The sequence below is a fragment of the Micromonospora aridisoli genome (assembly GCF_056150025.1).
Window position 1 is genome coordinate 444,210 of record NZ_JAXCFK010000002.1, and the last position, 22,684, is coordinate 466,893.

23 protein-coding genes and 3 pseudogenes are annotated in these 22,684 nt (G+C 70.2%); 15 read left to right on the forward strand and 11 right to left on the reverse strand.

The features are described from left to right. Together SM447_RS05565 and SM447_RS05570 are read left to right on the forward strand one after the other, a co-directional pair. Nucleotides 1-2,517 (forward strand): hybrid sensor histidine kinase/response regulator (locus tag SM447_RS05565; protein WP_474571629.1); only part of this gene is annotated, 2,517 nt, incomplete at its 5' end. Beyond that, nucleotides 2,514-3,071, forward strand: a complete 558-nt coding sequence (locus SM447_RS05570; protein ID WP_474571630.1) for a response regulator — start codon at nt 2,514-2,516, stop codon at nt 3,069-3,071. The genes SM447_RS05565 and SM447_RS05570, both read left to right, overlap by 4 nt. A gap of 104 nt (nt 3,072-3,175) precedes the next feature. On the opposite strand, the gene SM447_RS05575 is transcribed toward SM447_RS05570, so the two are convergent. After that, nucleotides 3,176-3,511, reverse strand: a complete 336-nt coding sequence (locus SM447_RS05575) for an STAS domain-containing protein (protein WP_474571631.1) — start codon at nt 3,509-3,511, stop codon at nt 3,176-3,178. Nucleotides 3,512-3,650: 139 nt separating this feature from the next. Here SM447_RS05575 and hemL point away from each other — a divergent pair, with 139 nt between their 5' ends. The 7 genes and pseudogenes from hemL to ccsB all read left to right on the forward strand — a co-directional run bounded on the left by hemL (nt 3,651) and on the right by ccsB (nt 9,807). Then, nucleotides 3,651-4,988, forward strand: coding sequence for a glutamate-1-semialdehyde 2,1-aminomutase (gene hemL / locus SM447_RS05580; protein WP_474571632.1), 1,338 nt, complete (start codon nt 3,651-3,653; stop codon nt 4,986-4,988). A 6-nt stretch (nt 4,989-4,994) separates the two neighbouring features. Beyond that, a complete protein-coding gene (locus SM447_RS05585) occupies nt 4,995-5,642 on the forward strand; it encodes a histidine phosphatase family protein (RefSeq protein ID WP_093403947.1) in 648 nt (215 codons plus the stop codon). A 1-nt stretch (nt 5,643) separates the two neighbouring features. Beyond that, nucleotides 5,644-6,219: a TlpA family protein disulfide reductase gene (locus SM447_RS05590; protein ID WP_474571633.1), complete on the forward strand. Its 576-nt coding sequence runs from the start codon at nt 5,644-5,646 to the stop codon at nt 6,217-6,219. Next, nucleotides 6,219-6,390 (forward strand): annotated as a pseudogene (locus tag SM447_RS05595) (cytochrome c biogenesis CcdA family protein); the annotation flags it as partial. The gene SM447_RS05590 and the pseudogene SM447_RS05595, both read left to right, overlap by 1 nt. 110 nt (nt 6,391-6,500) lie before the next feature. Then, nucleotides 6,501-7,097, forward strand: a pseudogene (locus tag SM447_RS05600) (cytochrome c biogenesis CcdA family protein); the annotation flags it as partial. Beyond that, a complete protein-coding gene (locus SM447_RS05605) occupies nt 7,097-8,743 on the forward strand; it encodes a cytochrome c biogenesis protein ResB (RefSeq protein WP_474571634.1) in 1,647 nt (548 codons plus the stop codon). The pseudogene SM447_RS05600 and the gene SM447_RS05605, both read left to right, overlap by 1 nt. Next, nucleotides 8,743-9,807 (forward strand): c-type cytochrome biogenesis protein CcsB, encoded by a 1,065-nt coding sequence (gene ccsB / locus SM447_RS05610; protein WP_474571896.1) that lies wholly within the window; start codon nt 8,743-8,745, stop codon nt 9,805-9,807. Before SM447_RS05605 ends, ccsB begins: the two co-directional genes overlap by 1 nt. Nucleotides 9,808-9,892: 85 nt before the next feature. Here the strand turns inward: ccsB and SM447_RS05615 are convergent, their stop codons facing one another. Both SM447_RS05615 and SM447_RS05620 read right to left on the reverse strand, forming a co-directional pair. Continuing rightward, complete coding sequence (locus tag SM447_RS05615; protein ID WP_474571635.1) at nt 9,893-10,108, reverse strand: hypothetical protein; 216 nt, start codon at nt 10,106-10,108, stop codon at nt 9,893-9,895. Nucleotides 10,109-10,384: 276 nt separating this feature from the next. Then, a complete protein-coding gene (locus SM447_RS05620; protein ID WP_474571636.1) occupies nt 10,385-10,582 on the reverse strand; it encodes a hypothetical protein in 198 nt (65 codons plus the stop codon). Between SM447_RS05620 and SM447_RS05625 the strand changes: the two are divergent. After that, nucleotides 10,533-10,688: pseudogene (locus SM447_RS05625) on the forward strand (DUF397 domain-containing protein); the annotation flags it as partial. The gene SM447_RS05620 and the pseudogene SM447_RS05625 sit on opposite strands and share 50 nt — an antisense overlap. Before the next feature lie 102 nt (nt 10,689-10,790). Here the strand turns inward: SM447_RS05625 and SM447_RS05630 are convergent. Both SM447_RS05630 and SM447_RS05635 read right to left on the reverse strand, forming a co-directional pair. Beyond that, complete coding sequence (locus SM447_RS05630; protein WP_474571637.1) at nt 10,791-11,255, reverse strand: hypothetical protein; 465 nt, start codon at nt 11,253-11,255, stop codon at nt 10,791-10,793. Between the two features lie 165 nt (nt 11,256-11,420). Beyond that, on the reverse strand, nt 11,421-12,305 hold the full coding sequence (locus SM447_RS05635) for a transglutaminase-like domain-containing protein (protein ID WP_474571638.1): 885 nt from the start codon (nt 12,303-12,305) through the stop codon (nt 11,421-11,423). Between the two features lie 192 nt (nt 12,306-12,497). On the opposite strand from SM447_RS05635, the gene SM447_RS05640 reads away from it, so the two are divergent. After that, nucleotides 12,498-13,958, forward strand: coding sequence for a menaquinone biosynthesis decarboxylase (locus SM447_RS05640; protein WP_474571639.1), 1,461 nt, complete (start codon nt 12,498-12,500; stop codon nt 13,956-13,958). After that, nucleotides 13,958-14,932: a menaquinone biosynthesis prenyltransferase MqnP gene (gene mqnP / locus SM447_RS05645; protein ID WP_474571640.1), complete on the forward strand. Its 975-nt coding sequence runs from the start codon at nt 13,958-13,960 to the stop codon at nt 14,930-14,932. Before SM447_RS05640 ends, mqnP begins: the two co-directional genes overlap by 1 nt. A gap of 80 nt (nt 14,933-15,012) precedes the next feature. On the opposite strand, the gene SM447_RS05650 is transcribed toward mqnP, so the two are convergent. Beyond that, a complete protein-coding gene (locus SM447_RS05650; protein WP_474571641.1) occupies nt 15,013-15,996 on the reverse strand; it encodes a terpene synthase family protein in 984 nt (327 codons plus the stop codon). Nucleotides 15,997-16,182: 186 nt separating this feature from the next. Here SM447_RS05650 and SM447_RS05655 point away from each other — a divergent pair, with 186 nt between their 5' ends. Beyond that, nucleotides 16,183-16,812 (forward strand): UbiX family flavin prenyltransferase, encoded by a 630-nt coding sequence (locus SM447_RS05655; protein WP_474571642.1) that lies wholly within the window; start codon nt 16,183-16,185, stop codon nt 16,810-16,812. Nucleotides 16,813-16,841: 29 nt separating this feature from the next. Here SM447_RS05655 and SM447_RS05660 read toward each other — a convergent pair whose 3' ends face one another. Beyond that, a complete protein-coding gene (locus SM447_RS05660; RefSeq protein ID WP_281565634.1) occupies nt 16,842-17,111 on the reverse strand; it encodes a BldC family transcriptional regulator in 270 nt (89 codons plus the stop codon). 269 nt (nt 17,112-17,380) lie between these two features. Here SM447_RS05660 and SM447_RS05665 point away from each other — a divergent pair, with 269 nt between their 5' ends. After that, the gene (locus SM447_RS05665) at nt 17,381-17,839 is read left to right on the forward strand and encodes an Lrp/AsnC family transcriptional regulator (protein WP_474571643.1); all 459 of its coding nucleotides are present in this window, start codon (nt 17,381-17,383) and stop codon (nt 17,837-17,839) included. A gap of 37 nt (nt 17,840-17,876) precedes the next feature. Beyond that, nucleotides 17,877-18,968, forward strand: coding sequence for an L-cysteine desulfhydrase Cds1 (gene cds1, locus SM447_RS05670; protein ID WP_474571644.1), 1,092 nt, complete (start codon nt 17,877-17,879; stop codon nt 18,966-18,968). A gap of 17 nt (nt 18,969-18,985) precedes the next feature. Here cds1 and SM447_RS05675 read toward each other — a convergent pair whose 3' ends face one another. The 4 genes from SM447_RS05675 to SM447_RS05690 all read right to left on the reverse strand — a co-directional run bounded on the left by SM447_RS05675 (nt 18,986) and on the right by SM447_RS05690 (nt 22,582). Then, nucleotides 18,986-19,282, reverse strand: a complete 297-nt coding sequence (locus SM447_RS05675; protein ID WP_474571645.1) for a hypothetical protein — start codon at nt 19,280-19,282, stop codon at nt 18,986-18,988. Further along, the gene (locus SM447_RS05680) at nt 19,275-19,802 is read right to left on the reverse strand and encodes a DUF6232 family protein (RefSeq protein WP_474571646.1); all 528 of its coding nucleotides are present in this window, start codon (nt 19,800-19,802) and stop codon (nt 19,275-19,277) included. Before SM447_RS05680 ends, SM447_RS05675 begins: the two co-directional genes overlap by 8 nt. Nucleotides 19,803-20,206: 404 nt before the next feature. Beyond that, nucleotides 20,207-20,836 carry a putative glycolipid-binding domain-containing protein gene (locus SM447_RS05685; protein WP_474571647.1) on the reverse strand — a complete coding sequence of 210 codons (630 nt, stop codon included), beginning with the start codon at nt 20,834-20,836 and terminating at the stop codon, nt 20,207-20,209. A 171-nt stretch (nt 20,837-21,007) separates the two neighbouring features. Then, nucleotides 21,008-22,582, reverse strand: a complete 1,575-nt coding sequence (locus tag SM447_RS05690; protein WP_474571648.1) for a DEAD/DEAH box helicase — start codon at nt 22,580-22,582, stop codon at nt 21,008-21,010. Between the last annotated feature and the right edge of the window lie 102 nt (nt 22,583-22,684).

Consider the following 22,684-nt stretch of genomic DNA (forward strand, 5'->3'; position numbering starts at 1 on the left):
TCGTCGTTCGCCGACGAGGTGACCCGGGTGGCCCGTGAGGTGGGTACCGAGGGCAAGCTGGGCGGTCAGGCCCAGGTGCGCGGCGTCGCCGGCACCTGGCGGGACCTGACCGACAACGTGAACTCGATGGCGTCGAACCTGACCAGCCAGGTGCGCAACATCGCCTCGGTCACCACCGCGGTGGCCAACGGTGACCTGTCGCAGAAGATCACGGTCGACGCGCAGGGCGAGATCCTGGAGCTGAAGAACACCGTCAACACGATGGTGGACCAGTTGTCGTCGTTCGCCGACGAGGTGACCCGGGTGGCCCGTGAGGTGGGTACCGAGGGCAAGCTCGGTGGCCAGGCCCAGGTGAAGGGCGTCTCCGGCACCTGGCGCGATCTCACCGAGAACGTCAACCAGCTCGCCTCGACGCTGACCACCCAGCTGCGGGCGATCGCCCGGGTCTCGACCTCGGTGACCCGGGGCGACCTGACCCAGCGGATCGCGGTGAAGGCGCAGGGCGAGGTCGCCGAGCTGAAGGACAACATCAACCAGATGATCGTCACCCTGCGGGAGACGACCCACAAGAACGCCGAGCAGGGGTGGCTCGACTCCAACCTCGCCCGGATCGGCGGTCTGCTGCAGGGCCAGCGCGACCTTGGTGAGGTCTGCCGGATGATCATGCAGGAGGTGACTCCGCTGGTCGACGCGCAGCTGGGCGCCTTCTTCCTGGCGGACAACTCCGAGGGGGTGATGCGGCTGAGGCTGACCGCCTCGTACGGTTACGTCTCCCGGGGGCACGACGTGACCTTCGGACCGGGCGAAGGGCTGGTCGGACAGGCCGCGCTGTCCCGGCGCACCATCCGGGTCGGTGCCGTACCGGACGGTCGGATCACGCTGCGCTCCGGACTGGCCGACACGCCACCGGCGGACCTGGTCGTCCTGCCCGTGCTCTTCGAAGGCGAGTTGCTCGGCGTGATCGAGTTCGCCACCGTCACGCCCTTCTCCGAGCTGCACCTGTCGTTCCTGGAGCGGCTGGTCTCCACCATCGGCATCGCGGTCAACACCATCCAGGCGAACCGGCGTACGGAGGAGCTGCTCGCCCAGTCACAACGGCTGGCGCACGAGTTGCAGGAGCAGTCGGCGGAGTTGCAGCGGACCAACGCCGAGCTGGAGGAGAAGGCCAAGCTGCTGTCGGAGCAGAAGGCGAACATCGAGACCCAGAACCGCGAGATCGAATTGGCCCGGCTCGGCCTGGAGGACAAGGCGCAGCAGCTCACCCGGGCGTCCGCGTACAAGTCGGAGTTCCTGGCGAACATGAGCCACGAGCTGCGTACGCCGCTGAACTCCCTGCTGCTGCTGGCCCGGCTGCTCGTGGAGAACTCGGAGCAGAACCTCACGCCGAAGCAGATCGAGTTCGCCCGCACGATCCATGGCTCCGGCTCCGACCTGCTGCGCCTGATCGACGACATCCTGGACCTGTCCAAGATCGAGGCGGGGCGGATGGATGTCGAGCCGACCGAGGTCCGGTTCACCGAGATCTGCAGCTACGTGGAGCAGGCGTTCGCCCCGCAGGCCGAGGAGAAGGGCCTGGACTTCCAGGTACGCATCGGCAAGGACCTGCCGCCGGCCGTGGTGACCGACGCGCAGCGGCTCCAGCAGATCCTGCGCAACCTGCTGTCGAATGCGGTCAAGTTCACCGACAACGGTGCGGTGACGTTGCGCATCTCCCGGGCGCCGGAGCACGCGGTCTTCGACGTACCGGCGTTGACCAACGCCCGGCAGGTGATCGCCTTCACGGTGATCGACACCGGTATCGGCATCTCCGACGACAAGCTGTCGCTGATCTTCGAGGCGTTCCAGCAGGCGGACGGCACCACCAGCCGCCGTTACGGCGGCACCGGGCTGGGCCTGTCGATCAGCCGCGACCTGGCCCGGCTGATCGGCGGCACGATCACCGTCTCCTCGGCGCCCGGCCAGGGGTCGACGTTCACGCTCTACCTGCCCGACGTACTGGCACCGGACGCGGTGGTGGCACCGGCCCCACCGTCACCGCAGCGGGCGGGCCTGCCGTCGTCACTGCTGATGCCGCCGATGGAGCTGCTGCCGGAGGCGCCGGAGGCGCCGAAGACCCGTCAGCTCGACGGCGCCACCGTGCTGATCGTCGACGACGACGTGCGTAACGTCTTCGCGCTGACCAGCGCGCTCGAACTGCACGGGATGACCGTGCTCTACGCCGACAACGGTAGTGACGGGGTGCGCCTGTTGGCCGAACACCCGGAGGTCGATATCGTCCTGATGGATGCGATGATGCCCGATCAGGATGGATACGAGACGACCCGACAGATCAGGCGCAACCACAGGTTCGCGGATCTGCCGATCGTCTTCCTGACCGCCAAGGCGATGCCAGGGGACCAGGAGTCGGCGATCGCGGCCGGGGCCAGTGACTACATCACCAAGCCGGTCGACCTGGACCAGTTGATCGAGCTCATGGGTACCTGGATCAGTGGCAGCCGTACCGAGGAGGGCTCGTGACGCAGGTGGCGAAGGCGCTGCTGGTCGATGATCGCCGAGAGAACCTGATGGCCCTGGAGGCGATCCTCCAGGGGCTGCCGGTGCAGTCGGTCGCCGTGGAGAGCGGTGAGGCGGCCCTCAAGCAGTTGCTCGTGGACGACTTCGCGGTGATCCTGCTGGACGCCCAGATGCCGGAGATGGACGGCTTCGAGACGGCCAGCCACATCAAGCGGCGGGAGCGTACCCGACACATCCCGATCATCTTTCTGACCGCTGCCGACCGGGACGCCCAGTTGGCGCTCCGCGGCTACCAGGTCGGTGCGGTCGACTACCTCACCAAGCCCTTCGACCCCTGGGTGCTGCGGGCCAAGGTGTCCGTCTTCGTGGAACTGTGGACCAAGACCCGCCAGTTGGCGGCACAGTCGGAGATGGTGCGCGAGCGTGACGCCCAGTGGCGGCTGCTGACCGACGCCGTCGACGAGGCCACCACCCTGCTGCGCAACGTCGACGACCCGGAGTCCCAGGCCCGCGCGGTGGCCCTCCTGGAACAGGCCCGCTGGGGCACCACCCCCTGATCCTGCCCGTGAACCGCCCCGTTGATCATGAGGTTGGCGGCAGATTTGGAGATCAACTTCGCCGCTAACCTCATGATCAACCCGCCTGGTGGGGCGGGGTGGGGTCAGGTGGTGGGGGCGTCGTTGCGGATCATCAGGGCGCTACGTAGGCCGGTGATGTCCAGGACGCGAAGCAGGAACTCGCCGACGTTGGTCAGGACGAGCAGGCTCTGCGCGTGGCTGGCCTTACGGCTGAGGACGACCAGGGTCCCCAACCCCTGCGAGTCGCAGAACGTCACCCCACCGAGATCGAGGACGATCCGGGGCGGTGGTTCGGTGAGCACCTCGTTGACGACGGTCGACAGCTGGGCGGCCGTGAGCATGTCGATCTCACCGGCAAGGCGCAGCACTGCTTCGTCGCCCGTCCGGTGTACGGTGATGGACAGTTCGGCACGATCCACCGGGTCAGCCTATCGCGATCTCGGTTGCCCGGCCTGTCGAGGCGTGCCGTTCCCGCGCAGCGTGCCGGGGGTGAGCCCGGTAACCCCGATCCGGGGTGCCTGCCGATCCGCCGTCGGACGCTGACACAATGGCGACATCGTGACCGAGGTGTTTACCGCCGGATCCGACCGCTACCCGGTCGACGCGCCGGCCTCAGCGGCCCTGTTCGACCGCGCCTGCGCCATCGTGCCGGGCGGGGTGAATTCTCCTGTGCGCGCCTTCCGGGCGGTCGGCGGCACCCCACGTTTCATGGTCCGGGGCGAGGGCCCCTGGCTCCACGACGCGGACGGTCGCCGCTACGTCGACCTGGTCTGCTCCTGGGGGCCGCTGATCCTCGGCCACGCCCACCCCGAAGTGGTCGCGGCCGTGCAGGCCGCCGCCGCGTACGGCACCAGCTTCGGTACGCCCACCCCCGGCGAGGTCGACCTGGCCGACGAGATCGTCGCGCGTACCCCGGTCGAGCAGGTTCGCCTGGTCAACTCGGGCACCGAGGCGACCATGTCGGCGATCCGCCTGGCTCGTGGGTACACCGGCCGCGCGAAGATCATCAAGTTCGCCGGCTGCTACCACGGGCACGTCGACGCGCTGCTGGCCGCCGCCGGCTCCGGCGTGGCCACCCTCGGCCTGCCCGACTCACCGGGGGTCACCGGCGCGGCGGCCGGCGAGACCATCGTGCTGCCCTACAACGACGTCACCGCCGTCGAGGAGGTCTTCGCGGCCGAGGGCCCGCACATCGCCGCCGTGATCACCGAGGCCGCCCCGGGCAACATGGGCGTGGTCGCCCCGCGCGACGGATTCAACGCCCAGTTGGCCCGGATCGCGCACGCGCACGGCGCGCTGCTCATCATCGACGAGGTGATGACCGGTTTCCGGGTCTCCCGCGCCGGCTGGCACGGTCTTGACCCGGTCGACGCGGACCTGTGGACGTACGGCAAGGTCATGGGCGGTGGCCTGCCCGCCGCGGCGTTCGGCGGGCGCGCGGAGATCATGTCCCGACTGGCTCCCGCCGGCCCCGTCTACCAGGCGGGCACGCTCTCCGGAAACCCGCTCGCCTGCGCGGCCGGGCTGACCACTCTGCGACTAGCCGACGACGCGCTCTACCGCCGGCTCGACGAGACCGCCGCCACGGTGGGCAGGCTCGCCACCGACGCGCTGGCCGCCGCCGGGGTTCCGCACCGGCTGTCGTACGCGGGCAACATGTTCTCGATCTTCTTTACCGACGCCGATGTGATCGACTACGACAGCGCCCGTACCCAACAGGTGCCGGCGTTCAAGGCGTTCTTCCACGCGATGCTGGCCGCCGGGGTCTACCTGCCGCCGAGCGCGTTCGAGTCCTGGTTCGTCTCGGCGGCGATCGACGACGCCGCCCTGGAACAGATCGCCGGCGCGCTGCCGGCGGCGGCCAACGCGGCGGCAGCGGCAGGTACAGGGGGGTAAGCCACGGTGAGCAAGACGGTGGTCCACGTGCTCCGGCACGGCGAGGTGTACAACCCGGACGGCATCCTCTACGGCCGGCTGCCCGGTTTTCGCCTCAGCGAACTGGGTGTCCAGATGGCCAAGGCCGCCGCGCAAGGACTCGCCGAACGCGAGGTCGTCCACGTCGCGGCCAGCCCGCTGGAACGCGCCCAGCAGACCGCCGAACCGATCGCCGCTCAGTTCCGCCTCCCCGTCGGGGTGGACGAGCGCCTGATCGAGAGCGCCAACTGGTTCGAGGGCAAGAAGGTCTCGCCCGGTGACGGCTCCTTCCGCGACCCGCGTAACTGGTGGGTGTTGCGTGACCCGGTCACCCCGTCCTGGGGTGAGGCGTATCGGGCGATCGCCGAGCGGATGTTCGCCGCGCTGCACGCCGCCCGGATCGCCGCCGAGGGGCGGGAAGCCGTTCTGGTCTCGCACCAGCTGCCGATCTGGACGCTGCGACGTTACGTGGAGCGCAAGCGGCTGTGGCACGACCCGCGTCGCCGGCAGTGCGCACTGGCCTCGCTCACCACGTTCCACTTCGACGGCGCCAAGATCGTCGGCATTGGCTACTCCGAACCGGCGGCGCACCTGGTGGCGATGTCGCCGACCGCGCGGACGGCCAAGGGGGCCTGAGGTGGGCTCCCGGAGGCTGGCCGCCGGCCTGCTCGCCACCGTGACCGCCGCGGTGGTCCTGACCGGCTGCACCGCCGACGGTCGGGAGTCCGCCTGCGACAGCGCCGGTGGCATCGTCGAGTGCTCCCCGGACCAGCGCTCCACCGCCCCCACGATCGTCGGTGAACTGCTCCAGGGCGGGTCGTACGACGTGGCTGGCCAGCGGGGACAGGTCGTCGTGGTCAACTTCTGGGGTTCGTGGTGCGCGCCGTGCCGCGCCGAGGCCGACGACCTGGAGAACACCTACCAGGCGACGAAGGACTCCGGGGTGACCTTTCTCGGCATCAACGTGCAGGACAGCCGGGACAAGGCGATCGCCTTCGAGGAGGGCCGGGTCAGCTACCCGAGCATCTTCGACCCGGGCAGCCGGCTCGCCCTCGCCATGGACATCCCGCCGAACACCATCCCGGCCACTGTCGTGCTCGACCGGGAAGGACGGATCGCCACCGTGATCCGGGCGGCGGTCCGGCAGGAGGGGCTGCAACCCATCGTCGAGCGGATCGCCGCCGAGGCGCCCGCGCCGGCCGGTCAGCGCTGATGGGCGGAACCTTCGGCCAACTCGCCGAGTCCGGCCCGCTGCTGCTCGCCCTGGGCGCGGCGGCCCTGGCCGGTCTGGTCAGCTTCCTGTCCCCGTGTGTGCTGCCGCTGATGCCCGGCTACCTGTCATACGTCACCGGCCTCGCCGGCGCCGACCTCGAAGGCCGAGATGAAAGGAAGGGCCCCCTATTAACGCCTCCGGTAGAGCAGGGGCCCCTTGTTAACACCGGAACCAGCGAGCAGACGGGCAGCGTCGGCACAGCCGTACGGGAGGACGTCCGGGCCCGTCCGGCGGTGAAGGGGCGGGTGCTCGCCGGGACGCTGCTCTTCATCGCCGGCTTCACCGTCGTGTTCACCGCCACCGCGGTCCTGTTCAGCGGCGTCGGCCGGGTCTTCTTCGACCACGAGCGGACGCTGGAGATCGTCGTCGGTGCGCTCATCGTCGTGCTCGGCCTGGGCTACCTCGGCGTGCTGCCCGGGTTCCAACGCGAGTTCCGGATCAACCGGCTGCCCGCCGCCGGCCTGCTCGGGGCGCCCGTGCTCGGTGCGGTGTTCGCCCTGAGCTGGGTCCCCTGCACCGGGCCCACGCTGGCCGCGGTGCTCGGCATGGCCACCACCAGCGGCCAGACCGACCGGGCGGTGGTGCTGGCCGTGGCGTACTGCCTCGGGCTGGGCGTTCCGTTCGTCATCTTCGGGCTCGGCTTCAACCGCCTGCTCGGGGTCTTCCGTGCGGTGCGTCGGCACAGCCGCTGGGTCACCCGGATCGGCGGGGTGCTGCTGATCCTGATCGGGTTGGCGCTGGTCACCGGCGGATGGACCAATGTGGTGATCTGGTTGCAGACCACCGTCGGGGTCGGCAGTTTCGAGGTGAGCATCTGATGACCGCCGTGGACGAGCGGCCGGCCACGCCGGCCGAGGCGCCCCGGCGCCGCCCCAACCCGCTGCTCGCCCTGCTGCGCAACTCGTGGCGGCAACTGACCAGCATGCGTACCGCGCTGGTGCTGCTCTTCCTGCTCGCGGTCGCCGCGATCCCCGGGTCGGTGCTGCCGCAACGCGGCGTCAACCCGGAGGACGTACGCGACTTCTACACCGCCCATCCCGACCTGGCCCCGCTGCTGGACCGGATCGGCGCGTTCGAGGCGTTCAGCTCGGTCTGGTTCTCCGCGATCTACCTGCTGCTGTTCACCTCGCTGATCGGCTGCATCACGCCCCGGCTGCGCGACCACGTTCGGGCGTTGCGGGCCCGCCCGCCGGCCGTGCCGAAGCGACTGGACCGGCTGCCACAGCACGCGGTGCTGCCCGCACCCGACGGCGGCGCGGCGACGGTCGCCGAGACGCTGCGGCGACGGCGGTGGCGGGTGGTGGTACGAGGCGACGAGGTCTCCGCCGAGAAGGGCTACCTCAAGGAGACCGGCAACCTGATCTTCCACACCTCGATGGTGGTGGTGCTGGTCGGCGTCGCGCTCGGCTCCTGGTACGGCTGGCACGGCAACCGGCTGCTGGTCGCCGGGGAGGACCAGATCTTCTGCAACACCCGCCAGCAGTACGCAGAGGCAAAGCTCGGGCCGCGCGTCGACGACCTGCCCCGCTTCTGCATGCAGCTCGACGAGTTCGACGCCCGTTTCCTGGAGACCGGTCAGCCCGCGTACTACAACGCGAAGGTGACCGTCGACGAGAACGGCGGTGCGCCCCGGCCGGCGGAGTTCTCGGTCAACTCGCCGCTGCGTCTCGACGGCGCGAACGTCTACCTGCTCGGGCACGGGTACGCCCCGGTGATCCGCTACACCGACCGGTTCGGCCGGAGCCAGACCAGTGCCGTGCCCTTCCTCAGCAACGGCGACGTCGGGCTGACCAGTGAAGGGTTGGCCGCCTTCCCGGACGCCAACGTCGATCCGGAGACCGGCGAGCGGAATCCAGACCTACAGATGGCCTTCGACGGCCTGTACCTGCCGACCGCCCCGCAGGAGCCGCCGTTCATCCGGTCGGAGCATCCGACCGAGCAGAACCCGCTGCTCGGTCTGGTGGCCTACCGGGGCAACCTGGGACTGGACGGCGGTATCCCCGGCTCGGTCTACCAGCTGGACCAGCGTCAGGTGCGCAACGGTCGGCTCACCGAGATCGGTGCCAAGGAACTGCGGACGGGTGAGAGCTGGACGCTGGACGACGGCACGACCGTCGAGTTCCTGGGTACCCGCCCGTTCATCACGCTTTCCGTACGCCACGACCCCGGGTCGACCCTGCTGCTGGTCAGCTCCATCGGGTTGGTGCTCGGGCTGATGGGTTCGCTCTTCGTCCGACGTCGACGGGTGTTCGTGCGGCTGCTCCCCACTGGTCCGGGCGACCCCGACAGTGGATCTCCGACGGGCGGTAGTAGTTTGGTCGAGGTGGCTGGCCTGCCGCGTACCGAGCATCCCGGGTTCGCCGCCGAGTTCGCCCAACTGGTCGCCGCCATCGGTGCCGGTGGACGAACCGGCGACGCCGGCGACCGGGGCGCGCCGGACCGGGCGCGGGAAGGAGCCGAATGATGTCCACACTCTCCGATCAGCTGGTGTCGATCGCCACGCTGGTGTACCTGATGGCGATGATCAGCCACGCCGTCGAGTACGCCCTTGGCAACTCCCGGGCAAGGACGGTCGCGGCACCGGCTCGCGAGCTGGTCGGCGCGGCGGTGGGTGCAGCCACGAGCGGTGCCGTGGCGGCTGAATCGGGAACGGGTGGCCCTACTGCGGCCGGCCCCGCCGCAGTTGGTCACGGTCTCGACGGCGACCGTGCCGCCGCCCCGCTGGTCGGCGCTGGGCCCACCGGGTCGAGCCGGGCCGAGCGCACCGCGCGGCGGGCGGAACTGGGCGGCCGGATCGCCGTCGGGTTGACCGCCGTGGCCGCCGCGCTGCACCTGGCGGCACTGGTCACCCGCGGCCTCGCCGCCGACCGGATGCCGTGGGGCAACATGTACGAGTTCGTGCTCACGGTCTCGTTCATCGGGGTCGCCGCCTGGCTGGCGGTGCTGGTGAAGTGGCCGTACCTGCGCCGCCTCGGGCTCTTCCTGACCCTGGTGATGGTGCTGCTGGTGGCCACCGCCGAGCTGGTGCTGTACACCCCGATCGTGCCGCTGGTGCCGGCGCTCAACTCGTACTGGTTCATCGTGCACGTGTCGACCATCGTCTTCGCGTCGGGCCTGTTCCTGCTCGGCGTGGTGCCGGCGGCGGCGTACCTGATGCGGGCCGGGTACGAGAACGGCAAGCGCAGCTTCCCGTACACCCTGGCGAAGCGCCTGCCGGCGGCGGCCGGGTTGGAACGGCTCACCTTCGTGCTGCACGCGTTCTCGTTCCCGATCTTCACCTTCGCGGTGATCGCCGGGGCGATCTGGGCCGAAGCGGCCTGGGGCCGGCCGTGGGGCTGGGACCCGAAGGAGACCTGGGCGTTCATCTCCTGGGTGGTGTACGCCGGCTACCTGCACGCCCGCGCCACGCCGAGCGTGCGGCGGAACGTCGCCACCTGGCTGGCCATCCTGGGCTTCCTGACCGTGCTGATGAACCTCTTCGGCGTGAACATCTTCTTCGAGGGCCTGCACTCCTACGGCGGCCTCTGACCGGTTACCCAAGGAACGGTGTTCCGCCGGTATGGCGGTGACCGCGCGTGCCTGACACCGCCATACCGCCAAAAGGGTGTCGATCTCAGCGCCGATGTGGGGCCGGAAGCGGCCGGCGTCGCCGCAGCGTCTCGCTCACTCGCAGGGTGATCTGGTAGGCGACCTCCGGTACATCTGCCAGCTCGATGCGCTCAGACCGCAGCCCGAGCTGTGCGTGCAACTCACGGGCGATGGCGTCGCGCAACTCGACCTGTAGCGGCGACAGCCCGTCCGGTTGGCCGACGACGTACGCATCCGACATGCCTCAATGCTGTCGTCGCCCAGCGTCCCCGGTCCACCGCTGGTGAGGTTTTCCTCAAGTAAGTCGAGATCTTGGACAGTTTCCGTTAGTCGCTAACGGAAACTGTCCAAGAATCACTCCGAGTCAGCGGCGTCGACGGTCACGCAGGGTTCCGCGGGTCCTGGGTTACCGCCGGCTCGTCGGGGGAGCAAGGCTGGTCGGCAGGGACGACCGTCATGAGGTGCGAGCGCACGACCAATCGCGGGACACGACAGTCGGCCGTCAACGCCTCGGCGGTCAGGCGGTGGATTGTGGGCGGGGAGCTCGTGGGGCGGCCCAGCCGAGGAAGCGTTCGTGCAGCGCGGCGGGCTTCGGCGCGTCGTGCGGGTTGAGGCGGTACAGGTCCTCGACCGCGTTGTACAGCATCCCGGCGAGGTAGAGCACCAGCACCCGGAGCAGCACCAACGGCGGCAACTGCGTCGAGGTGGCCGACAACCTGCCCGGCCTGGTCGCGGTCCGCGACAGCAAGGATCGCGACGGCGCGGTGTTGACCCTCAGCCCGACGGCCTGGCGCAGGTTCGTGGCCTCGGCCCGCCGCTGATCAGCCCGAAGGCCCTTCAGTGCCCAACGAAAGGCTGAGCGGCCCGACGGGCCGTCAGGCCCGAAGGTAGGGCTAACCGGGCGGTGAGCGCGCCGGTTGCCGTCAGGTATTCGACAGGAGCACGGCGAGGAGCATCAGCCCTGCCACACCCAGCACGGCGACGACCGCGGCGACGATGATCTGCCGGCGTGCCCGCCGACGCTTGAACTCGCGGATCGCTGCCCGCCCCGCCTCGGTGTCGCGTCGCCAGGCGGGTTCGAGCTTCGCCGTGCCGGCCGCGATTTCGTCCTGGACCCGCTGCACGTCCTCGGCTTGGTAATAGTCATTGGTGATCTGCCCTGTCGTGAGCGCCGTTACGACGTGATTGATCCGCACGCCGTTGGCCGCAGCCACCGGCCGGACCAGCCACACGACCGGCCAGGCGCTGGCGACCTCCCCGTAACTGAGGTAGCCCTCGGGCGGATGGGGGGCGTTCGGCTGTCGCCCCTGAAGGATCTCGGCCACCGTCATGGGCGTCGGGATAGTCCGCGGCTCCCCATCGTCGTCGAACTCCAGATCGTCGGTCATTCCACAATGCTATTGAGGCATGGCAATCACTCGGGCACGCTGAGTGGCCGGCGGCAGCGGCCCGGCAAGCCCGGGGAGAGGGCAGCAGCGGGTGCGCCGATGACGAGTCATCGTTGCCCTCCGCCTCATCGGGGGGCTCGACGACCCGACTGCCGACGGCGACGGTCAGATCGGTTCTTCGCGGCCACGCACGTCGTTGCGGACGGTGGCGGGGACGCGCAGTCGCTCGTCCGCGCAGAGCTGCCGCAGTTGCTCGGCGTGCTCGTCCGGGTTCCGGGTGAGCCGGGCCAACTCGTCGAAGAGGGCCATCCGTTCCTCGTCGATCGTCTCCTCCGGGGCGGGCATCGCGCCCCAGACGTCCCACGGCAGCAGCTCCACGGCGTGCAGAGCGGCGGCGTCCCGCATCAGGTTGCCGGCGATCCACCACCAGCCGCCCTCGTCGGTGATGCTCAGCCCGAACGTGTCCGGCTCGGCCTCGCCGGCCCGGCAGCGGGCCCACGCCTCGCCGGCGACCAGGAACCGGTCCCGGGGTACGTCCGTCAGGTCGAAGTCGACGCCGAACAGCTCCCGTTGGAGTTCGTCGACCTGCGCGTCGACCATGATCCACCGGTGCTGCTCGACGTCCCAGTACTCACCGACCCAGTGGTCCTCGCACCGGTTGGTCGTGAAGTAGTCGCCGAAGCCACAGCGGGCGCGGGCCGGTACACCGTGCGCCCGCAGCACGGTGACCAGCAGGACGGTGAAGTGCCGGCAGTTGCCGGCCAGCCGTTGCCCGGGCGCGCGGGGGATGTTCAGTGGCCGGCCGTCCCGAGCCGAGATGCGGGCGAGCCACTCCTCGGCGGGCCGCACGTGCACGCTCTGCCGCTCGGTGTCGGACAACGTGACGCCGTAATGGCCGGTGAGGTGCTCGTGGATCACCAACCCCTGGATGCTGCGGGCGATCCCGGCGGGGTCGTGCGGCACGGCTTCGAGGAGTGCCGCGTACGCCCCGGCGGAGGTGAGCCGGCCCGGTCGCGCGTACCGGGAGAGGTTTGTCCGGCCCTGATCCATCTGGGCTCCTTGGGAGGGACGAGTGCTCAAGCATCCCAGAATTCGCCGGATCGAGGTGTCCCGCAGTGCTCCGTCCGCGTGGTGCCTGTTAAGAAGGGGCCCTTTCTCTACCGCAGGCGTTAATAAGGTGCCCTTCCTTACATCACACCCCGGCGTGGGCAGGAGCAGGGGACGTAGGACAGACTTGCTGGCATGGCGGCTCGTGGCTTCCCGTACACCGATCTGAAGGATTTTCTCGCGGCGCTGGAGCGGGAGGGCGAACTGCGGCGCGTCAGCGTCCCGGTCGACCCGACGCTGGAGATCAGCGAGATCGTCACCCGGAACGTGCGGGCGGGCGGGCCGGCGCTGCTCTTCGAGCAGCCCACCCGGGGCGAGATGCCGGTGGCCATCAACCTCTTCGGCACCGAGAAGCGCACCGCGATGGCGCTCGGCGTCGAGTCCCTGGACGAGATCGGCAACCGGATCGGCGAGATGCTCAAGCCGGAGCTGCCGGTGGGCTTCTCCGGCATGATGGGCGGCCTCGGCAAGGTGATGCAGCTCAAGTCGATGCCACCCAAGAAGGTCAGGACCGCGCCCTGCCAGCAGGTGGTCTACCGGGGTGACGATGTCGACCTGAACCGGCTGCCCGGCCTCCAGGTGTGGCCGGGAGATGGCGGGATCTTCCACAACTTCGGGCTGACCCACACCAAGCACCCGGAGACCGGCAAGCGGAACCTGGGCCTGTACCGGCTCCAGCAGCACAGCCACAACACGCTCGGCATGCACTGGCAGATCCACAAGAATTCCACCGCGCACCACGCCGTCGCCGAGCGGCTCGGCCAGCGGCTGCCGGTGGCCATCGCGATCGGCTGCGACCCGGTGGTCAGCTACGCGTCGAGCGCGCCGCTGCCGGCCGACATCGACGAGTACCTGTTCGCCGGCTTCCTGCGCGGTGAGCGGGTGGAGATGGTCGACTGCCTGACCGTCCCGTTGCAGGTGCCGGCGCATGCCCAGGTCGTGCTGGAGGGTTACCTGGAGCCCGGCGAGCGGCTGCCGGAGGGCCCGTTCGGCGACCACACCGGCTTCTACACCCCGGTCGAGCCGTTCCCGGTGCTGCACGTCGAGGCGATGACCATGCAGCGCGACCCGGTCTACCACTCGATCGTCACCTCGAAGCCGCCGCAGGAGGACCACGGTCTCGGCAAGGCCACCGAGCGGATCTTCGCGCCGCTGCTGCGCTTCCTGATTCCGGACATCGTCGACTACGACCTGCCGGCGGCGGGTGTCTTCCACAACTGCGCGATCGTGTCGATCCGCAAGCGGTACCCCAAGCACGCCCAGAAGGTGATGAACGCGATCTGGGGCGCGCACATGATGTCGCTGACCAAGCTGATCGTGATCGTGGACGAGGACTGCGACGTGCACGACTACAACGAGGTGGCCTTCCGCGCCTTCGGCAACGTCGACTACGCCCGCGACCTGCTGCTCACCGAGGGCCCGGTCGACCACCTGGACCACTCGTCGTACCAGCAGTTCTGGGGTGGGAAGGCCGGCATCGACGCCACCCGCAAGCTCCCCGAGGAGGGCTACCACCGGGGCTGGCCCGAGGAGATGACCATGACCCCCGAGGTGGTCTCGCTGGTCGACAAGCGCTGGAAGGAGTACGGCATCTGATGGCGACCGACGACTCCGCCCGCGATCTTGCACTTTCGGTCGCCGATTCGTCGGCTTCGTCCAGCTCTGCCCCGACGGAAAGTGCAAGATCGCGAGGGCGGGTGAAGGCGTTCCTCAGGCTCGTGGCGATCGAGCACTCGGTGTTCGCGCTGCCGTTCGCGTATCTGTCGGCGTTGACCGCGATGTCGGTGAACGGGGGGCGGGTGCGGTGGGGGGACCTGCTGCTGATCACGGTGGCGATGGTCGGGGCGCGGACGTTCGCGATGGCGGCGAACCGGATCCTGGATCGCCGGATCGACGCGCGGAACCCGCGTACGGCCAACCGGGAACTGGTGACCGGGGCGGTGAGCCTGCGGACGGCCTGGACCGGAGCGGCCGTCGCACTGGTGGTCTTCCTGGCCGCCGCCGCCCTGCTCAACCCGCTCTGCCTGGCGCTCGCGCCGCTGGCCGTGGTGCCGCTGGTGGTCTACCCGTACGGCAAGCGGTTCACCAACTGGCCGCACGCCATCCTGGCCGTCGCCCAGATGGTCGGCCCGGTCGGCGCCTGGCTCGCGGTGACCGGCACGTTCGCCGGCTCCGGACCGGCCTGGTTGCTCGGTGCCGCCGTCGGGCTGTGGATCGGCGGCTTCGACCTGATCTACGCCTGCCAGGACGCCGAGGTGGACCGGAAGATCGGCGTACACAGCGTGCCGGCCCGCTACGGGCTGCGCTTCGCGCTGCACGCCTCGACGGTCGCCCACGTGGTCACCTTCGCGCTGTTCGGCTGGTTCGGTGTGCTGGTCGGCTTCGGCTGGCTCTGGTGGATCGGGCTGGCGTTCACCGCTGTCGCGTTCGGCTACCAGCACCTGGTGGTCACGCCGACCGACCTGAGCCGGGTCAACCGGGCGTTCTTCACCGCCAACGGTTTCGTCGGCATCGCGCTGTTCGCCTTCGCCCTGCTCGACCTCGTCGTCCGCCTCGGCCTGCGAGCCTGAATCGTCCGTCCGGCCGGTGGGCCTGGGTCGTCCGCGCCGGCCCTGAGGGCCTGGGTCGTCCGCGTCGGTCTGCGGACCGGTCAGCCGCTGGTCGATACGGCGTAGCGGGCGCTTTCCAACGTCCAGTCGATGGTGCCGCGAACGGCCCGGGCCACTCCGTCGAGGTGGGCGGTGACGGCCGGATCCAGCGCCGGGCCGAACGACGGCACCGCGGCGCGCAGGTCGACGAACCGGCGCATCGACTCGTGCCAGCGCGCGGCGGTCAGCTCGACGGCGGCGGGCACCGGCACGCGGTGCGCCGCAGCCAGTGCCAGCACCAGGTTGTGCCCGCCGGCGGTTGCCGCGTCCCGGTCGAGCGAGGCGAGGTCGTTGTACCAGGAGAGCAGGTCGTTTCCGACGTCGCGGAGGCGCGCCAACCGCGGGTGGTGGTAGACCGGCTCGGGCAGGGTCCGGCCGCTGACGAACTCCACCAGCGGATACGACACGTACGCCGCCGAGGTCGCCCGACGCAGCTCGACGTACTCCTCGACGCCGGGCACGTGCCCGGTCGCCTTGTTGACCGCCTCCTGCCAGGTGCCGTCGAGATGGTGGGCGACCGCGTCGGCGAACCGGAGCCGCCAGCGGGCCGGCATCCGGCGGTGCGGCTCCCGCCAGGCGTCGACCAGCAGTCGGCGCAGCGGCCCGGCCAGACCCGGGTGCCGTACCCGGAGGCCGCCGCGCAGCAGCGCGACCGCGCCGTCGCGCAGGGCTCGGATCTCGTCCAGGCCGGTCCGGTCGGGCCCGTCGCAGGCGTCGTCGACCAGGAAGAACCAGGTGAACAGCGTGGTCAGGACGCGCAGGTCGACCTCGGTGGCGTCCGGGTAGAGCCGACCGGCGTAGCGGGCGAAGCCGGCCCGACCCAGCCGTTCGCGGGTCGAGGCCGCCAACGGCAGCGAGGACACCAGCCATTCCTGCACATCGTCGGCGTACGGGGAGAGCTGCGGCGGGATGGGGCAGGCGGCACGCAGGCAGGTCAGGACCTGGTGGGCGGGAGCGGCCGACGACGAGATGATCTCGTCGCTCATCCCACACCCTTCCTCTCCGGCACCACCGCGCATGTGTACCGGGGCAGCATGCCAGCTCCCGGCGACCCCCGCAGACCCACCGGGCATCGGTGGCGTAACGGTCCACCCGCTGGCGATCAGGGGCAGGTTGCACATGCTTTCCGGGGTGCCTGACCGGGACGGACGGTGACCAGGCAGGCTGAGGGCATGCGTGAACCATGGGTGGTCGGGGTCTCCGGGGCTTCCGGCACGCCGTACGCGGCCGCGGTCGTACGCGGGCTGCTCGACGCCGGACAGCCGGTGGACCTGATCGTCTCCCGGGCCGCCCGGCTGACCGTCCTCGACGAGACGGGACGGCCGTTCCGGGACGCCCACTGGACCGAGGACCTGGCCGCCTGGCTCGGGCGGGACATCGGTGCGGCGGACCTGCGCCACTGGCCCGCCGGTGATCTGGCCGCCGGACCGAGCAGCGGCTCCTACCCGGTGCGCGGGATGGCGGTGGTGCCGGCCAGCACGGCCGCCTGCGCCGGAATCGCCATCGGCCTGTCCAAGGACCTGTTGCAGCGGGCGGCCGAGGTGAACCTCAAGGAGCGTCGGCGGGTGGTCGTGGTGCCCCGCGAAACGCCGGTGACCCGGAGCCACCTGGAGCACCTGATCGCGCTGCACGACGCCGGCGCGGTGGTGCTGCCGGCGAGTCCCGGCTTCTACGGCGCGGGAGCGGACGCCTCCGCGGCCCAGCTGGTGGACTTCGTGGCGGGCAAGGTGCTCGACGCCCTCGGCGTGCCGCACACGCTGTTCAAGCGGTGGGCCGGGAAGTTGAACGCGGACCGGACCTGACGGCCGGCCCGCGTCCCGACCCGCACCCTTCAGTACATGCCGGCGTTTGCCGGCCCCGCAGGGCCGGTCGAGGCGGCCGGGCCCGCATTGCGCGGTCTACCCATCTCATCCGCCTCGTCCAGCATGCCCTCCCCTTCAAGCAGGGCTCGCACCTCGGATTCCCGAAACCGGCGATGCCCTCCTGGAGTCCGGATGCTCCCGATCCGGCCCGCCGCCGCCCATCGCGTCACAGTCTTGGGATCCACCCGAAACAGTGCGGCGACTTCACCCGGTGTCAGCAGGCGATCTCCAGTGTCCACAGCCCCCTCCTCGCGTCGACGAAGCCCCCGGCTGAACACACTGCCCCCGGCCGGTGCGAGCCCAGAGCCGTCATGAGGGACGTATGGCAATTACAGCACCAGCGACCTGGCCTGTCCGCCAAACGCGAAAAACGCACTGAGTGGGAAGTTAGTAAATGGTACCGGCGTCGCGCCCTTCAAACCCCGGGTATGCGAACTGTCACCCGCTGCCAGTTCAAACGGATACCGGAGTCCGAGTGTCACGCCGTGCCGACTAGGGTCTACAGTCCGTGGACGCCATCGACCTCAATCTCGTGGACCTGCTCCGCGGTAACGCCCGCCTGTCGTACGCCGAACTCGCCCGCCAGGTCGGCCTCTCCGCTCCGGCAGTGCACGAGAGGGTCGGCAAGCTGGAGTCCGGCGGCGTCATCCGGGCGTACCGGGCGGAGGTCGAGCCGGAGACCATCGGGCTGGGCGTGACCGCGCTGATCGGCATCGTGGAGGACTCCGGCGCCGACACCGACGACGTGCTGGAGGCGTTCCGGGCCATGCCCGAAATCGAGTCCTGCTACTTCATGGCCGGCGTCGAGTCGTTCCTGCTCAAGGCCCGGGTGGGCACCATCGCCGAGCTGGAGCAGCTGATCGTACGACTGAACCGGACACCCGGGGTCGCCTCCACCCGTACCGGCATCGCCCTGTCTACCAAGTGGGAGAACCGCCCGCAGCCGGTCGCTCCGCCGTCGGCCTGAGCCCCGGCGCCGCAGGCCTGCTTGCTAGGTTTCCGGCGTGACTCAACTCGACCGGTGCGACGAGGCCAGCCGGCGGTGGGTGACCGACGCGATCGCGGCCGTGGAGGCGGACGCGAACCGGTCCGCCGACACCCACCTGCTGCCCTTCCCGCTGCCCCGGCAGTGGGGAATCGACCTCTACCTGAAGGACGAGTCGGTCCACCCGACCGGGTCGCTGAAGCACCGGCTGGCCCGCTCGCTGTTCCTGTACGGGCTCTGCAACGGCTGGATCGGGCCGGAGACCACGATCATCGAGGCGTCGTCGGGCTCCACGGCGGTCTCCGAGGCGTACTTCGCCCGGATGCTGGGGTTGCCTTTCATCGCGGTGATGCCCGCCTCCACCTCGCCCGAGAAGATCGCGCAGATCGAGTTCCAGGGCGGCCGATGCCACCTCGTCCAGGATCCGGCGAAGGTGGTCATCGAGGCACGCTGGCTCGCCGAGGACTCCGGCGGGCACTACATGGACCAGTTCACCTACGCGGAGCGGGCCACCGACTGGCGCGGCAACAACAACATCGCCGAGTCGATCTACGCGCAACTCGCCCTGGAACGGCATCCCGTGCCGGCCTGGATCGTGGTTGGTGCGGGTACGGGCGGCACCAGCGCCACCATCGGCCGGTACGCCCGCTACCGGCGGCTGCCCACCAAGCTCTGCGTGGTCGATCCGGAGAACTCCGCGTTCTACCCGGCCTGGCAGGCGGCCGACTGGTCGGTGCGGACCGGTCGGGGGTCCCGGATCGAGGGAATCGGCCGGCCGACCGTCGAGGCGTCCTTCCTGCCCTCGGTGGTGGACCGGATGGTGCAGGTGCCAGATGCGGCCTCCCTGGCGGCCATGCGGGCCGCCTCGGCGGTACTGGGCCGACGGGTGGGCGGGTCGACCGGCACCAACCTGTGGGGTGCCTTCGGTCTGATCGCCGAACTGCTGGCCGCCGGCCGGACGGGCTCGGTGGTCACCCTGATCTGCGACGCCGGTGACCGGTACGCCGACACCTACTACGCCGACGAGTGGGTCGCCGGGCAGGGACTCGACCTGTCGCCGCACCTGGCCACCGTCGAGCGTTTCCTGGCTGACGGCAGCTGGCCGGCCTGAGCTGCCGGCCAGCGCGCTCACTGGAACAACCGCACGATGAACTGGGCCGCGGTGCCGGCGATCGTGTTCTGCAACACCGGGCCGAAACCGTTGCTGACCGCTCGGCCGAGGTTGCCGAAGCGGGACTTTTCCGCGTCGACGTGAGCGGTGGCGGCCGCCGGGTCGACGAGGTTGCCGTGGTTGTCGACGTGCCCTTTCTCCTGAAGCGCGGTGATCAGCTGCATCAGCTCGGAAAGAGCTGGTCCAACAATTTTTCCGATCTGCACCTGGCCGTTGTACATGTTTATCTGATCGCCGTCGACATGCTCAGTCACCGCGCGCCACCTTCCCGATCTGGACGCCGCCGCCCATCATGTTGATTTCGTCGCCGAATACCAACTTCCGGTTGTCGATGTTCTGGACGATCTCCCGGGCCGGCGGGTTCTCGAGGGCGTCCGCGATCAGGTTGACCAGACCCTCCACCATCGCGCGATCGGTACTCACCAGCGCGGCACTGGTCGCACCGTTGGTCTCGACCACGAGCGCGTACTGGGTCGCCTGGCGGGCAATTCTGATGGCCTGCCGGACGTGGTACGCGACCACGCCCAGGCCGGCGGCGGCGACCAGTAGGAACACGACACCTGGAGCTTCCGTCTGCCCGACGCAGCAGAGCAGCAGCACGCCGCCAGCGAACCAACCGCAGGCGCGGGCGATAGCACGCCCGACGCCCCGACGATCCGGTTCGGACATCAGTGACCGGACGCGGGCGATGCTGCTGAGCTGATAAACGTCACCGCCGATCCACAATGTGGCACGGTTGACCCGTATCTGTGTGACTCCGGAATGCTCCGTCACGTTACTCCCCTCCTTGCGGACGCTTGGGTGTCGGCCGTCCGAGCCGCGCGAGGAATTGCATCTCGTGCGGCTCGGAGGCTCGGAGCGATAAAGGCTGTCGCGAATTGATTACGCGAACCATACTCCGGCAGTCGATCCAGTCCCATCGGCAGGACTGTCGGGAAAGTGACATCCTGACATTTGTCTCCGGATATTGTTCAGCAATTGACGCTGTCAATCAGTGAACCGTGGGAAGCGCTTCCCCAATCGTGGCCGGGCAGCCATCAGACGTGCCGGAGGGGCACCCACAAGGAGGAGCGTGCCGTCCCCGCAGCGGGTGGGCGTGGAGCCATCGGCCGGTGGTGTGCAGCCGAAGGGGCCCGGCACCGTGGCCCGTACGTCGGCCCGATCGGTTACGCCAGACCTCAGCGCGCCGCCGCGCGTTCGGCCAGACCGGGGTAGCGCAGCACGTAGCCGTCGGCGTCCAGCTCCACCTCGGCGCTGAAACCGTTGCTGGCGTACCGGAAGCGACCCGGGCCCAGCCCGGTGTAGACCTGCTCGGTGGGGAGCACCGTGAGGCTGGGCAGCAGCACCCAGGCCACGCTGATCCGGTGCGCGGTGTCGGCCGGCGCGGTGGTGAGCCCGAGTCGGCGGAGCGGCAGGGTGTTGAACAGCGGCGAGCCGCCCAGATCCACGTCGAGGGCGTCGGCCAGCCGGTCCGGGTCCTCCACGCCGGGCAGCCCGGCCGGGGCGTGCCCACCGGCGACCAGGACCGCGTCGAGGTCACCCTGCTCGGCGGCGGTCACCCGCCACCGCTGCGTCGCCCGCTCCAGCCGTACGCTGCGCCGCCATCCGGCGCCCTCGACCTCGACCTCCAGCCGGACGCTCGTCCAGTCCGCGTCGGTGGTCACCTGGTAGCGACACGTGTAGGGAACCGGGTCGACCGCCACCTGCGTACCCTGCGCCGTCAGGCCGTGGCCGTCGTCGACCAGGGCGTGTTCGGCCCCAGCGGTATCCGTACGGGTCCACAGCAGCGACTTCGGCGTGGTCGGCATGAGCCGGACGTTACGCCACCCGAGGGAGCAGGGCAGCGGATGCGCCGAAGACCAGCACACCGCCGCCCGCGCCGCCGTGACGCGCCCGCCGCGAATCGGGTGGGCACCGCAGCGATGGTGATGCCGCCCGATCCAGGGCCGGGCGGCATCATGCCTCGTGGCGTGCTGCGGTCAGTAGCTACGGGCCCGTGGCCGGCCGCCTGCCCCGCGCCGCTCCTCGCGTGGCCGGTCGTGCGTGCTCCAGCCCTCCGACCGGCCGCCCCGCTCACCGCCGAACCGGCGCTCCCCGCGCGGATGGTCGTGATAGCGGCGCTCGCCGGGTGCCTGCTCCGGGAAGCGGCGCTCGCCCCGGTGGCCGTGGTCGTAACGGCGCTCACCGCCCGCACGGTCGCCGTAGCTGCTGGACCGGTCGCCGTAGCCGCCGGGCCGGTCGCCGTAGCGGCGGGGGCCACCCGGCCGGCCGCTACGGCGGGGCTGCTCCGGCTCGTCGCGTACCGGCACTCCGCTCGGCTCCCGCGCCCCGGTCAGCTCGGCGAGCACGGGGTCACCGGCGCGCACCCGGACCTGGGCCGGCTCCACACCGGCCTTCTCCAGCATCGCCAGGGTGCTGCGGCGCTGCTTCGGCAGCACCAGGGTGGCCACCGCGCCCGCCTCCCCGGCCCGGGCGGTACGCCCGGCGCGGTGCAGATAGTCCTTCGGGTCCTTCGGTGGGTCGACGTGCAACACGAGCGAGACCCCGTCGACGTGGATGCCTCGCGCCGCGACGTCCGTGGCGACCAGGACGTTGGTCCGTCCCTCGCGGAACTCCGCCAGGGTGCGGGTACGCATCCGCTGGGTCTTGCCGCCGTGCAGCCCTCCGGCGCGTACGCCGACGGCGGCGAGCTGCGTGACCAACCGGTCAACCCCCAGCTGGGTACGGGCGAAGACGATGGTCCGGCCGGAACGTGCGGCGATCGACGCGGTCACCGGGAACTTGTCGTGCGGCGGGATGAGCAGCAGGTGGTGGTCCATGGTGGACACCGCTGCGGTCGGCGGCGCGGTCGAGTGGGTCACCGGGTCGGTCATGAACCGCTGCACCAGCGCGTCGACGTCAGCGTCCAGAGTGGCCGAGAAGAGCAGGCGCTGGGTGCGCGCCGGAGTCTTGGCCAGCAGTTCGGTGACCTCGGGCAGGAAGCCCATGTCGGCCATCTGGTCGGCCTCGTCGAGGACCGTGATCTCGACGTCGTCGAGCTGGCAGACACCCCGGTCGATCAGGTCCGCGAGCCGGCCCGGGGTGGCCACCACCACCTCCACGCCGCGCCGCAGCGCGTCGACCTGACGGTCGTAGGGCACCCCGCCGACCGCGGTCTTGAGGAACACGCCGACCGCCTTGCCGAGCGGCAGCAGCGCGTCGTTGACCTGCATGGCCAGCTCCCGGGTGGGCACCAGGACCAGAGCCCGTGGATGCCGGGGCCGGGCCCGCTCGCCAGCGGCGATCCGGGCCAGCAGCGGCAACCCGAAGGCGAGGGTCTTGCCGGAGCCGGTCTGCCCACGGCCCAGCACGTCGCGTCCGGCCAGGGCGTCCGGCACGGTGGCCTGTTGGATCTCGAACGGGGTGGTGATGCCCTGCCGGTCCAGGGCCCGGACCAGCGGTCGGGGAAGCCCGAGCGAGTCGAAGGTGACCGGGGCGGTCGTGCCGGCCGACTGAGGGTCGGCGGGAAGGTCGGTGGAGAACGGGGGCATGCCGAGGTCGGCGGAGGTGGTCAAGAAATGCCTTTCGAGCGGGGCGCATCTTCGCGATGTCCCGCTGCGGCCGTGGCCGCCGGATCTTCCGCAAGAACGCCCATGGGCGCGTGGTCACGCGCCAGG